General features: G+C 38.2%; 11 protein-coding genes and 1 other RNA gene. 6 read left to right on the top strand and 6 right to left on the bottom strand.

Annotated features, from left to right (window positions below):
• Positions 1-49 precede the first annotated feature (49 nt).
• Complete coding sequence (locus tag ACORJQ_RS05220) at positions 50-793, top strand: CHAD domain-containing protein (RefSeq protein WP_321326615.1); 744 nt, start codon at positions 50-52, stop codon at positions 791-793.
• Positions 794-928: 135 nt separating this feature from the next.
• Here the strand turns inward: ACORJQ_RS05220 and rnpB are convergent.
• Together rnpB and ACORJQ_RS05210 are read right to left on the bottom strand one after the other, a co-directional pair.
• An RNA gene (gene rnpB / locus ACORJQ_RS05215) (RNase P RNA component class A) lies at positions 929-1310 on the bottom strand.
• Positions 1311-1598: 288 nt separating this feature from the next.
• Positions 1599-2837 carry a D-alanyl-D-alanine carboxypeptidase/D-alanyl-D-alanine-endopeptidase gene (locus ACORJQ_RS05210; RefSeq protein ID WP_321326613.1) on the bottom strand — a complete coding sequence of 413 codons (1239 nt, stop codon included), beginning with the start codon at positions 2835-2837 and terminating at the stop codon, positions 1599-1601.
• A gap of 370 nt (positions 2838-3207) precedes the next feature.
• Between ACORJQ_RS05210 and ACORJQ_RS05205 the strand changes: the two genes are divergently transcribed.
• From ACORJQ_RS05205 to ACORJQ_RS05195, 3 genes are all read left to right on the top strand, one after another.
• On the top strand, positions 3208-3597 hold the full coding sequence (locus tag ACORJQ_RS05205) for a hypothetical protein (protein ID WP_321326610.1): 390 nt from the start codon (positions 3208-3210) through the stop codon (positions 3595-3597).
• Between the two features lie 3 nt (positions 3598-3600).
• Positions 3601-4437, top strand: a complete 837-nt coding sequence (locus ACORJQ_RS05200; protein WP_321326609.1) for a class I SAM-dependent methyltransferase — start codon at positions 3601-3603, stop codon at positions 4435-4437.
• 103 nt (positions 4438-4540) lie between these two features.
• A complete protein-coding gene (locus ACORJQ_RS05195; RefSeq protein WP_321326607.1) occupies positions 4541-4960 on the top strand; it encodes a response regulator in 420 nt (139 codons plus the stop codon).
• A 21-nt stretch (positions 4961-4981) separates the two neighbouring features.
• Here ACORJQ_RS05195 and rsmI read toward each other — a convergent pair whose 3' ends face one another.
• Entirely contained in the window at positions 4982-5857 is an 876-nt protein-coding gene (rsmI, locus tag ACORJQ_RS05190; RefSeq protein ID WP_321326606.1) for a 16S rRNA (cytidine(1402)-2'-O)-methyltransferase, read from the bottom strand.
• 311 nt (positions 5858-6168) lie between these two features.
• On the opposite strand from rsmI, the gene ACORJQ_RS05185 reads away from it, so the two are divergent.
• Complete coding sequence (locus ACORJQ_RS05185) at positions 6169-7689, top strand: penicillin-binding protein activator (protein ID WP_321326605.1); 1521 nt, start codon at positions 6169-6171, stop codon at positions 7687-7689.
• 26 nt (positions 7690-7715) lie between these two features.
• The gene (locus ACORJQ_RS05180) at positions 7716-8099 is read left to right on the top strand and encodes a YraN family protein (RefSeq protein WP_321326603.1); all 384 of its coding nucleotides are present in this window, start codon (positions 7716-7718) and stop codon (positions 8097-8099) included.
• A 102-nt stretch (positions 8100-8201) separates the two neighbouring features.
• Here ACORJQ_RS05180 and ppsA read toward each other — a convergent pair whose 3' ends face one another.
• The 3 genes from ppsA to ACORJQ_RS05165 all read right to left on the bottom strand — a co-directional run bounded on the left by ppsA (position 8202) and on the right by ACORJQ_RS05165 (position 12761).
• Complete coding sequence (gene ppsA, locus ACORJQ_RS05175; RefSeq protein WP_321326601.1) at positions 8202-10637, bottom strand: phosphoenolpyruvate synthase; 2436 nt, start codon at positions 10635-10637, stop codon at positions 8202-8204.
• Positions 10638-10959: 322 nt separating this feature from the next.
• A complete protein-coding gene (locus tag ACORJQ_RS05170) occupies positions 10960-11610 on the bottom strand; it encodes a peroxiredoxin (protein ID WP_321326599.1) in 651 nt (216 codons plus the stop codon).
• A gap of 467 nt (positions 11611-12077) precedes the next feature.
• A complete protein-coding gene (locus tag ACORJQ_RS05165; protein WP_321326597.1) occupies positions 12078-12761 on the bottom strand; it encodes a class I SAM-dependent methyltransferase in 684 nt (227 codons plus the stop codon).
• Between the last annotated feature and the right edge of the window lie 10 nt (positions 12762-12771).

Raw genomic sequence — 12771 nt, 5'->3', positions numbered from 1 at the left:
ACATTGTCTGCACAATAGGTGTTTCACTTTTTAAGAACTTTCTATTATTATGAAAACCCATTTAGAAAAATTAAATCATATCCTTACGCGTTATATCGAACTACCTGATGACGATTCCAAACAAGTTAAAGTTCTGCATGATTTAAGAGTTTCCGCTCGTAAATTAATCACACTAATAAACCCTAATGAAACTCTAACAGCTAGCTTAAAAAAACTTATTCAGTCTAGTAATAAAATACGGGATCTAGACGTTTTTATAAATGAAACCCTTCCTATTTTTCCCAAAAAGCTGCAAGCTGATTTAAAAGAAGTTCACCTTACACTTCACAATACTAGAGCGGATATGAACCATGAATTTAAGAGTTTGCTTAGTGATGAATTGATTGGCGATCTAAATCAGACACACACCCCATCAACTAAACAAGAAATTAAAGCAGATTTAAGCCGTCATCAAATGCCATTAAACGACATTGATAAACGACTAAAAAAAGTGGTTAGAGAATTACAGTTACTTGATTTAGAAGACAAGCAACTTCATAAAATACGCTTGGTAACTAAACGTTTACATTATCAACTCGAACGTTTTTACCCAGAAGAAAAGAAATCCATTGCATTAGCAAAACTCATACAAACTCAGCTAGGAAAGTTTCATGACATTTATCAAGCAATAAAATTAGTCAAACACAACAAACCGCTCCTTAAACCAAAAACCTATAAAAGCTGTATAGATTTTTTAAAAGACAAAAAGATGCAATCAATTAGAGAGTTACGTAAAGACATTCGTAAAAAATGATTACATCAAACAAATATTCTTAATCAAAATCTAAAGAGCCTATTTAAAAAAGTACTTTTCAAAGATATAGAGTGTTTTGAGATTTACGTAATACAATAGAGATATTGGTCATTACAAGAGATGCTCTTGGGAAAAGAAAAAAGTGGGTCTATAAGCCGGGTTCTGTACTCTTGCGAGTGACAACCATTCATCTGGACTAAACATCACTGCTAGCCTCAAGCAACCTACCCGAAAACTCCTGCGAGCAGCAGGTTGTACCAAGCACGCTTGATACGGTGTTTTCCTATTTGGTCTTGCACCGGATTGGGTTTTCACTGCCACTTCTGTTACCAAAAGCGCGGTGCGCTCTTACCGCACCATTTCAACCTTACCTGATCTCCGAAGAGCCATCGGCGGTATATTTTCTGCTGCACTATCCGTCAGCTTTCACTGCCCAGCCGTTAGCTGGAATCCTGCTCTATGGTGCCCGGACTTTCCTCCGAAGAGTAAACTCTCCCGCGGTTGTCCGACCCACTTTTTAGAGTGCGTATAGTACAGCAATATATCTGAAAAGGCGAATAATGGATTTACGATTCAAGTAAAAGCCTAACCAGGCCTGGTAAATTATTGATATTAGATAAAAAATAGAGGTTTTTACTCGTAGTATTGAACTCGACAAAGAATCGAAAATCACTAAATTTTATAACTTTTTCTTTAGGTGATGACTCATGCAGAGGTCTTATATTAAAACTTACCAGGCCTGGTATTTCCTGTGGACGACTTTACATTATGAGCATAGGGTAAGATTCGTATGCTGAACAAAAAACTAGTAAGCCTGTGCCAGTTCTTTTGCCAATTTATTTCTAAATCTGAAAGGTACTTTTTGATTAATCATAATCGCAAAAGGTAAAAATTTTTCTTGCTTCTGGACGTAGCCTGCCAAAGTACTTACTCCAATTAATGTTCCTGACTTTGCAAACACACTTTTTTCAATTTGAGGTAGAAGCTTTTTCCATGGGGTAAATGCTTCTAACACATCAACCAACTGGCTCGGTGCTAAACGATTATTTCTAGAAAGCCCTGCACCATCTTCAACATGAAATGCTTGCCAATTAAATTGTTTTGAAAGCAGCTGTTGATAAGCCTTTTGTACTTTTTGTTGCGTAGCTGGACCACCAAACAATTCTGCACCTAAATTTAACGCCAGCTGATTGGCAATAAAATTGGTGGAATACTTCATCATCGGTTTAATGATTTCAGCTAAATCTTTACTATTTAAATGTGTATATACTTTTTGAATTGAAGCCGTTTGATTTGGCTGCATTGGTTTAAATAAGATTTGTTTACCTACCGTAATCTTATGTTGACCTAAAAAGGTCGCTAAAAGCTCTGCAAAATATTGCTCATTCAGCTGTGCATCATTTCCTAAATTAACCCTTTTATTGTTTGATTTTGGGTAATGCTTAATCGTTTTAGCTATAGTCAAACCTGCAGGGGTCAGTGGAGTTTGTGGCTCAGCTGAAGTTAAAACGCCAGCATTTTTGTGAATATAAATACTATTAAAGTTTGCGGCAACAGCCGCAGGAATGGCGTCATACGGGTTATCGCTCTCGCCGGTTCCTGGCATAACCAGGCCTGGTAAATAATAACTACTGTCAATTTGAATGCCTGCCAATTGCTTAACACCCAAGTCATTAAGATGCGTGGCTAAATTTTTAGCAAGTAGTTGCAACTCTTCTGATACCAAAAATGGATCGCCATACCCTTTCACAATTAAGGTGGGTAAAGAGTCAGTCTGTTTTTGCAAATAAAATTCTGTTTTAAAACGATGCTTTTCGCCCCAATGTTGCAAACTTAATAGAGCCGTAATTAACTTAGTTGTTGAGGCGGGTACAAAAAATTGTTGAGCATTCTTTTCATTTAAAGGTTGGTAGTTTTCATCTACAAACAAAAAACCTGCATCGTGCAATGTTGCAAAATGCTGCCAATTTGGGCCATCCAAACTAACATGCTGAAGGCTTAATTGGGAAGCCGTTGCCGTTGAACTCACTGTAATTAACAACATAAACCAAAAGCCCATCAAAGAATTTTTGACAAGATTAGTCACGCGTTTATTAAAAACTCGACCTTGTAAAAGCACTGATGTTTTATGAGATGTTGTATAAATAGTATGACTCATTGTCTTAGGGTTCATTGGTACTCGCAGGCCTTAACTTAACTTAAATTAAATTAGGAAGCCTTTTCGCAACCAGGTTCATAAAGTATAAAACACCCATTATTGTACACCCTCATTTGGCTATAAATAAATGAATATAAAGTGAATAGTTATAGCCATTGAGAGCATCCAACACAATCATTTTGGGCGAGATAATATTTATATACACTCAGTTAGAATCCTATTTACCAAAAGCGTTTTGGTTTAAGATAGCGATTCAATGCATCACAACAGTCAATTGAAAATGAATAATCAAACCAAAATGCCTTTTTATAAAAACCCACTAAACAAAACGCTTTTTTATAGTTTTATTTGGGCGTTTGGCTTTGCTTTTCTATTGCCTACTGCAAACATTAGTTTTTGGCAGTACACTTATTTTATTGGCTCTGTTCCCAGTATGTTGTTATCTGACATGTTAAACATGCAGCATAATGGCATTGCTTTACTGGTCGCCATGGCTAATAGTTTAATCTTGTTGATTCCTTATTTTTATTACTTAAAAACCCAACAGCAATATTGGTGGTTATATTGGAGCATTTCTTTGTACGGTTTTATTAATGCCTCTCTTGGCTTCACCATTATTATTAGCATGATCGGGATTACGCATTAAATTATGGAACAACTCAACTCTCATATTAAACCCTGTATTGCCAATACCCATCCAGATAAAGCCAAAGATCTTAGTTACAAGCTAAATTTACCAATCTGTGATGAAGCCGCCACCTCTCCTCTTTGGTTAGATTGGCTTAGCAACAAAAAAGACCCAACCCTCAACCTTAGCTTGTGTTCAGACAAACAAGGCCCTGTGTCGATTGATTTTTTGAGTGGCAAAAAAGCTCATCGCTTGCAGTTTGGCGGCGGTAAAGGCCAACCTTTAGTAAGAGCTATGGGGCAAATTGAAAATGACAACACAAGCCGATTACCCAACATTATTGATGCAACAGCAGGCATGGGTGGCGATAGTTATGTATTGGCAAGTCTAGGCTTTAAAGTGCAGATGATAGAACGCTCACCGATTGTAGCGGCATTATTAGATGATGCTCTGAAAAGAGCCAATAACCCAACTGAAACACTTAGCACGGAGATAACAAGCGGCATTGCCAACCTTTCTTTAATCAATGCCGATAGTGCCGAATATTTGCTGGAACAAAAACCCGATATTGATGTGATTTATATGGATCCAATGTATCCAGAAAAAAAGAAAAAGGCGGCCGCCAAAAAAGAGATGCAGGCCTTGCAGCAATTGGTTGGGCCAGATACCGATAGCGAAAACTTACTTGCCGCGGCACTTCAAACCGCCAAATACCGTGTGGTAGTCAAGCGTCCAAAAGGAGCTATTCCTGTTTTTTGCCCTATCAATAACATTCAACCTAGTGCCCAAGTTAGTAGCCCAAATACCCGTTATGATATTTATGTTATTAAGGCTTTAAAAGCGTCAAAACATCTATAAAATAATACTACCAGGCCTAGTAATTTAGCTTTGCATTTATGATAATCATCACTATACTTAAGCCCATCTCAATCAACAATCCCAGTCACTTACAAGAGGTTGCATGCTAAAAATTCTTATTCTAGATGACGCCAAAGTCATACGAGCATTACTAAAAATGACTTTAGAAAGTGATGGAATAGAAGTAGATAGTGCTTCAACAGTTACAGAAGCCACTCTATACACTATGCAAAAAAGCTATGACCTGATGATTGTGGATCTCATGTTGGAAAATGGGCACCATGGTTTTGAGCTGGTGAAAGCGGCAAAAAAACAGGGTAAAAACACCCAAACGCCTAGCATTATGCTGAGTGCCGAAGGTAGTAAAACATGCAAAGATGATGCTCAAGAATTAGGCGTAAAAGCCTGGGTTAAAAAACCTTTTACTCCAATTGGTATTTTAGAGGTTGTCTATAAAGTACTAGACATCGATTTCTCAGCCCCCAAAGCACTTAAAAAATCAATGCATCACCACCATCAATAAAAGCCTCTTATTTTAAGGTTTCTACTGTGCTTTGAACTCCAGCACTCTCTGGTAAATCGCTTTTTTCTTTTCCCCCGTTATCTCCGCAATCATTTCCGATATCTGTTTTACAGGTAAAGATTGTTTTAACATCACTTGAATCATCTTATCGGTTTCAACCATCGCCGCCGCAGATTCTTCATCGTTTTTAAGTTCAGCCCCTGCCAACATCAATACAAACTCGCCACGTACCTTATCACTATTTTCAGTAAAGTAAGTTAGCACCTCTAGTAAAGAACCTGAAACAAATTGTTCAAACTTTTTAGTTAATTCACGAGCTACTACAATCTCTCTTTGTTCGCCAAAAGTCTGTTGCATATCTTGCAAACAATCTATTAAACGGTGTGGGGACTCATAAAACACCAAAGTACGAGTTTCTTTAACCAAGTTTTCTAATGCTAGTAAACGTTTACTTGACCTGGCGGGTAAAAACCCTTCATAGGTAAAACGATCCGTAGGTAGACCAGCCGCACACAGTGCGGTAATTACCGCACTTGGACCAGGAATAGGCACTACATTAACGCCTTCTTTACGTAACCGCTTAACCAAATAATAACCTGGGTCATTAATTAATGGGGTGCCCGCATCTGAAATTAACGCTCCATTTTCACCATTCAATAATTTCTCTAAAAGCTGTTCTGTACGTTGGGCTTCATTGTGTTCATGTAAACTGAGTAAAGTTTGATTAATGCCTAAAGAATTCAATAAAGGTTTGCTGTGACGAGTATCTTCTGCGGCCACCCAATCTACTTTTTCTAATGTTTCAGTCGCTCTACGGGTAATATCGCTTAAATTACCAATTGGTGTGGCTATTACATATAGAGTTCCTGAAACGGGGTTATTAGCATACTGATTCATATCGACCTTTTTATCTTTAGTGGAACTTTAACGTTTTACTTTACTCTAAAGTTACTATGAAGTTATTTTGAGATTATTTCTTTAAAATTAAAGTATTACTATGGGTTTTAACTGGTTACAATTAGTCTCATTAACAAGCTTTTTTCTTGAAAAAAGCTACAAAACAGAGTGGTAATCAATAAGCAAGGTTACTCAACCTTTACTTAGATATAAGATATAATCCACAAAAACAATTCATAATAAACAAGTTATTCTAAATCAAAATGATAAAGACCTCGCCTTTTTACATTACTAAGCCTCTCAAAACTTTTATGGTTTCCGCCCTATTAATGGGGCTATCGGCTTGTGGAACACCGCCAAGTAAACCTGTTCAGTCTAAAGCAGCAGAGACGATAACACCAAAACCGATTAGTGTAACCCAAGACACAAAAGATCTGAGTATTGAGCAACTAGAATCGCTAAGAAACCAAGCTTCTGTAAATGGGTTATGGGCTGACTATCTTATATACAGCACTCAGCTCTGGCATAAACAAGCAAATAAACCAGAGATTCAAGCTCAACTTGAGGACCAGGCCTGGACAATTGTAAGTTCTTTATCTGCCAATAATTTAGAGCAATTAGCCAATAGCCAAAATCCAGAAGTTCAAGCGTGGAATGATTTATACACCACTATTAATGCATCTCGTTATGATTACCCTACCGCTCTATTGAACCTAAATACCTATGATGAAAACGCCATATTCCATCAAAACTTACTGGCTAAACTCATCGCAGAAAGACCTAAACAAGGTCAGATTAAACAAATAGCCGTGCTTTTACCCTTTGATGGACGTTATAAATTTGTAGGCAACCAAATTCGTAGCGGAATTATGAAAGCCTTTTTTGCATCAGACCAAGACGTTACTCTAAAATTTTACGACACCAGTAATCTTGAAGAGGTAGAAGCAACCTATAATCGAGCTAAAGAAGAAGGTGCTGATAGAATTATTGGCCCTCTTAGAAAAGAAGCTATTCAGCAAATTGCTAGCTTTCAAGATGACCAAGTTTTGGCCTTAAACACCGTTGAGAATAGTTCTATCACTCAATTTAGTTTTAAATCTGCAGACCAAAGTGCACAAATGTTAAGCCGTTTTAATAAATCGGGCTTTAAACGGATTGGCATTCTCACCAACAACGACACACACTCTCTTTCTAAAGCTCAAGAATTGCAGTACATACTGAATCAAGCCAATGATTACGCTGAACTCAGCATGTATCCAGATCAAAATCCGAGGTTAAGAGAAGCTCTAGGCCAGCTAATCCATGAGAATAACAGCAACGAACGTCAAAACAATTTGCGATGGTTATTAGGTGAAAAATTAAGCTTTTTTCCACGTACACGTGAAGATTTAGATGCAATTGTTATCTTTGATAATGCACACCGTATGGCTGTATTTAGACCACAGTTTGACTTTTTTGAGCTTGAAACACCACTTTATGGCGACAATGAATTAACCCCCAATAATTTTCAAGATATTGCGGTTAATCGTGATTTAAACAAAGTTAGTTTCTTAACCTATCCCGCCGTTTTAGATCCTGCAGATCTAAACTCAGCATTTGAAGCCTTTGGTTGGGATAGTTTTGAAGTGACTATGGAAATGGCAAACCTGCAAAACGGGGGTTGTTTAACCAGTGGCAAAACAGGCATTTTAAGTCTCGATGGCAACCAAATTAAACAGAAGTTAGTTTGGGCAAAATATGACAAAAAAGGCTTATTACAAGAAGCACCGCCAGTTGATGTAAAAATCGTAAATCAACAAAATCAGTCTATAAGAAATGCCGATACCGAATAAAAACTACGAATAACTGAGACAAAACCATGTCAAAACTAACCAGTTGGTTCTCTATAGGTCATCAAAAAGAGCAACAAGCTAAACACTGGTTAGTCAATCAAGGCATTCAAATACTAGCTGAAAACTTTCACTGCAAAGGTGGAGAGATTGATTTAATTGGCCTGTATAAAAAAGCTAATCAAGAAACCCAATTAATCTTTTTTGAAGTCAAATACCGCAAACAAACCGCCTACGGCCACCCTTCTGAAACCGTAACGAGCAAAAAGCAACAACACATCATTCTCTGTGCACAAAACTATCTGCTCAAACATCCTCAATATCAAGAACTGGTTATGCGATTTGATGTACTCAGTTACACCGCACAGCAAACTGAACCCGAATGGATTCAAAATGCTTTTGAGGCTTTTTAGTTATTGGTCTATAAGTCGATTGTCCTGACTATCTAACCGTTCGTTATTGGTGACCGAATTTTTAAAAATGCATCACCAATACTAAACACTATTGTCCACTGACTAACGTTTACTAAACCTCTTCTCCGCTGCAATAATCGTTGGCAAGGTACATAACACCGAATCTGGATTTAAACTCATGGCATCAATTCCAAGCTCTACTAAAAACTCGGCAAATTCTGGATAATCTGATGGCGCTTGTCCGCATAAACTTATGTGCTTGCCATTGCGTTTGGCTCCTTCTATGGCCATTTTCACCATTTTTTTCACGCCTGGATCTCGCTCATCATAATTGTAAGCCACCTTGGCAGAATCACGATCAACACCCAAGACTAATTGTGCTAAATCATTGGTTCCAATAGAGAAGCCATCAAAATATTCAGAGAACTCGTCAATCAACAATACATTGTTTGGAATCTCACACATCATATAGATTTTTAAGCCATGAATACCACGTACCAAACCGTTATGAGCCAAGGTATCAATCACTTTTTTGGCTTCTTCAAGACGGCGGCAAAATGGAATCATAATTATAATATTGTCAAACCCCATCACTTCACGTACATGTTTTAAGGCTGCACACTCCATAGCAAAGCTTTCTTTAAAAGAGGCATCGTTATAACGTGCCGCACCTCTAAAGCCAATCATTGGATTTTCTTCTTTTAATTCAAACGCTTTACCACCAATTAAACTGGCATATTCATTCGATTTAAAATCCGACAACCTCACCACAACCGGTTTGGGATAAAATCCAGCCGCTAGAGTTCCAATCCCCTCAGACAACTTACGAATAAAGAAATCTTTGCCACTACTATAGCCCTCAGTCAACTGTTTGATTTTAGCTTTATCTTCTTCACTCTCAATCAGTTCTGGTTGTAATAACGCTTGTGGATGAATTTGAATTTTATTGTTAATAATAAATTCCATGCGTGCCAAACCCAGGCCATCGTTTGGCAGTTTATTTACTCTAAAGGCCATTTCTGGGTTGGCTAAATTCATTAATATTTTGGTTTTCGGTTTTTCAATACCTGACAAATCCGTTTCAATGATTTCAAACGGTATCTGACCTCTATAAACATGGCCTTCATCACCCTCGGCACAACTCACGGTCACTATTTCACCCGTTTTCATTAACTCGGTTGCTTTGCCAGTACCGACAACCGCAGGGATTCCCAACTCACGAGAAATAATAGCGGCATGACAGGTTCGACCACCGCGATTAGTCACTAAGGCTGATGCAATTTTCATAACCGGTTCCCAATCTGGCGTAGTAATATCTGAAACCAACACCTCACCCGCTTTAAACTCATTTAAATGTTCAACCGATTCAATCACTCGCACTCGACCATAGGCAATTTTGGCCCCCACAGAACGACCAATTACCAAACTTTCAGCAGGCTTTTCAGTTAACTGATATTGCTTTAACACCATACCTGCTTGCTGCGAAGCGACCGTTTCTGGACGAGCTTGCACAATAAACAGTTCACCAGTAAGACCATCCTTAGCCCACTCAATATCCATGGGACGATGTTGATTGGCATGGTCGCTATAATGTTTTTCAATTTTAAGTGCGTATTCGGCTAACTTAATGGCTTCAGTATCGCTAATACAGAATTTTTTCTGCTCAGAGATTCCCGTAGGAATATTATGAACCGGCTCTCTTCGGTTTTCATCGCTGGCGTACACCATCTTAATTTTTTTAGTGCCTAAATGGCGTTTAAAGACACTTCTAAACCCTTTTTCAAAGGTGGTTTTATGCACATAAAATTCATCAGGATCTACTGCACCCTGCACCACGTTTTCACCTAGTCCATAAGCCCCAGTAATTAAGATTACATCTTCAAAACCGGTCTCAGTATCGATGGTAAACATCACACCTGATGAGGCTAAATCAGAACGCACCATAATCTGCACACCAATCGACAGACCGACTTCAAGGTGGTCAAATCCTTGATCAGTTCGGTAGTGAATTGCCCTATCAGTAAACAAACTCGCAAAACAGTGACGGCATGCATCAATATAAGCGGCTAAACCTGATATATTCAAATAGGTGTCTTGCTGGCCTGCAAAACTAGCGGTAGGCAAATCTTCTGCTGTAGCCGAGCTTCTTACTGCAAGAGAAGCATTACCATCATATTCTTTAAGCAATTTCTCATAAGCTTCAACCATCTCTTGATATAAGTCATCAGGTAGTTTTGCCGCATAAACTAATCCACGAAGCTGAGCACCACGTTTTTGTAAATCAATAGAATTTTCCGGATTTAAACCATCTAAAAGTTGGGTTATTTCAGGCCAAAGGTTGTTCTCGGTCAATATCCAACGATAGGCTTCGGCAGTAATGGCAAAACCATTAGGAATAGGTACGCCTTGTGGAGTGAGTTCTTGATACATCTCTCCCAATGAGGCGTTTTTACCACCTACTAATGGAATATCTTCAATGGCGATTTCATTAAAAAAACGAATGTATTTAGCTTGATCAGAACGACGTTGCTCAGACATGGTAAGTCTCCTTAAAGAAGTTGACTAGATTTTAATAAATGATGGTAATCAGCTTACGCTTATTAGACTAGAAATGCTAAAGAATTTCATTATTACAAAATAAGAAATATAAATGATTTTACCCTGTGCTTACAAAGCATAGATTGCCACAGGGCATGCCAGGCCTGGTAAACCTATCTGACCGACGATATTGTGAGTATAGGGTAAATTATGAAACCCAAATACTAAAAAAGCCATCAAGACAAATCTTGATGGCTTTTACTTACTACTCATTACACGATTGATTTAGGAGTGAATCAACCGTATATATGGTGCACGCTTCTTAGATTGATTTTGTGCAGAAGTAGAAATCAACACAATCATAGTCATCAGACGCCATACGTGCTTTAGCTTCTTCTGCTGTTGCTGCTGGTGGAACAATCACTTTATCACCAGGCTGCCAAGCCGCTGGAGTCGCCACTTTATGCTCATCAGAAGTTTGCATTGCTTTAACAAGACGTACAAACTCATCCATTGAACGACCATTACTCATTGGGTAGTACATCATGGCACGTAATACACCTTTATCATCAATAATGAAGGTTGCACGTACTGCAGAAGTATCTGCCGCACCAGGGTGAACCATTCCGTATGATGTTGCTACTTTCATGTCTAGGTCAGCAATAATCGGGAATTCGATCTCCATACCCCAGTTTTGTTTAATATTTAGTTCCCAAGCAATGTGAGAGTGGTGAGAGTCAATTGAAAGACCTAAAAGCTCACAGTTCATTGCATCAAATTGAGGTTTACGTTCTTGGAACGCCATAAATTCAGTGGTACAAACTGGCGTAAAGTCAGCTGGGTGGGAGAAAAGAATTAACCACTTACCTTTGTAATCTTCAAGTGTTTTACGGCCGTGAGTTGTAACTGCATCAAATGCTGGTGCCGCTTCGTTCAAACGTGGTAATGAAATGATTTGCTCTTGGTTTTCCATTTTAAATTCCTCATTGAATTATTAAGTATTGTTTTCATCAGTTCGTGTTTCTGATGACTTGTGCATACTATAACTATTTTTTATTTATAGATAAAATTGATTGTTACTAACAGTACGATAGTAAATTACTATTAAGATGTAGACAGGCTTTAACTTATTGCTCAGATTAATAATGGAATTTACCAGGCCTGGCATGCCCTGTGGCAATCTATGCTTTGTAAGCACAAGGTAAAAAGACAACAGAAAATATATTGCGATAGTAATAGGAATTTAACGTGATAAAGCTTTCCCTCTTTGGAGATGCAAAGAAAGTAAGGGAAAGCCAGAAAGAGAGCATTATAAGGTATATAAATGTTTAAAAAGACTTCTCAATTACTCAGAAAAGTCATGATATTTAACGAACTTAAATAAAACATCAGGCTTGGCATGGCCTGTGGAAATCTGTTCTTTTTAAGCACAGGGTAAACCTATTTTTCAACCACAATGCGAACAAATCGCCCACCGCGTTGTGGTGTGTTTTCTATGATTTTGAATCCTAATGATTTCAACATAAAAATAATATCATCCGCATGATAACGATTATGCTCTAAGAAGTGTTCAAACACATCTTCAATATCATCGCGTGAAACATTAGTATTCCAAAGTTCTGCATTGGGGTATTTATGCGTTAAATAGTCTTCTAATGGCTGGCGAACCAAATCAATAATGCAAAAACGCCCGCCTGGTTTTAGCCATTTATAGACAGCCTTAAACATATTTACTGGCTGTGGTAGCTCATGCACCAACATACTCGCCATAACTGTCGCTACTTTGCCATCACCGATATTGGTTGTTGGCTCATTCAAATCATCTTTAAGCATTCTGGCATTGTCCGGTAAGCTAACTTGTGCAGTTAACATATATTCTGCCGCATCAATCCCTACCGCAGTATTTTCTGGATAACGTAGAGCTAGGTCTTCCACAAACTGGCCAATCCCAGCTCCCAAATCTAAAAGTACGTCGCCCTTTGCAATACAGGTACTCATTTGAGCATTCCAGAACTCCCAAAAATCAATATCATGACGTTTCGCATAGGTTTCGGTAATCATTTTTCGAGCGTGTTCTGCATCACCACCGTGGTGACGTAAAATTTGTGCTTGTGTCTTTTCCATTATTTATTCT

Origin of the sequence: Thiomicrorhabdus sp. (genome assembly GCF_963662555.1) — a bacterium.
Taxonomy (GTDB): domain Bacteria; phylum Pseudomonadota; class Gammaproteobacteria; order Thiomicrospirales; family Thiomicrospiraceae; genus Thiomicrorhabdus.
The sequence above is the reverse complement of the archived record's forward strand: the minus strand, read 5'-3'. Positions and strand labels throughout refer to the sequence as shown.

Coding starts and splice junctions, on each gene's coding strand:
- rsmI (WP_321326606.1), bottom strand. CDS start 5,857: ATGAATCAGTATGCTAATAACCCCGTTTCAGGAACTCTATATGTAATA.
- ACORJQ_RS05205 (WP_321326610.1), top strand. CDS start 3,208: ATGCATCACAACAGTCAATTGAAAATGAATAATCAAACCAAAATGCCT.
- ACORJQ_RS05170 (WP_321326599.1), bottom strand. CDS start 11,610: ATGGAAAACCAAGAGCAAATCATTTCATTACCACGTTTGAACGAAGCG.
- ppsA (WP_321326601.1), bottom strand. CDS start 10,637: ATGTCTGAGCAACGTCGTTCTGATCAAGCTAAATACATTCGTTTTTTT.
- ACORJQ_RS05210 (WP_321326613.1), bottom strand. CDS start 2,837: ATGTTGTTAATTACAGTGAGTTCAACGGCAACGGCTTCCCAATTAAGC.
- ACORJQ_RS05165 (WP_321326597.1), bottom strand. CDS start 12,761: ATGGAAAAGACACAAGCACAAATTTTACGTCACCACGGTGGTGATGCA.
- ACORJQ_RS05200 (WP_321326609.1), top strand. CDS start 3,601: ATGGAACAACTCAACTCTCATATTAAACCCTGTATTGCCAATACCCAT.
- ACORJQ_RS05220 (WP_321326615.1), top strand. CDS start 50: ATGAAAACCCATTTAGAAAAATTAAATCATATCCTTACGCGTTATATC.
- ACORJQ_RS05185 (WP_321326605.1), top strand. CDS start 6,169: ATGGTTTCCGCCCTATTAATGGGGCTATCGGCTTGTGGAACACCGCCA.
- ACORJQ_RS05180 (WP_321326603.1), top strand. CDS start 7,716: ATGTCAAAACTAACCAGTTGGTTCTCTATAGGTCATCAAAAAGAGCAA.
- ACORJQ_RS05195 (WP_321326607.1), top strand. CDS start 4,541: ATGCTAAAAATTCTTATTCTAGATGACGCCAAAGTCATACGAGCATTA.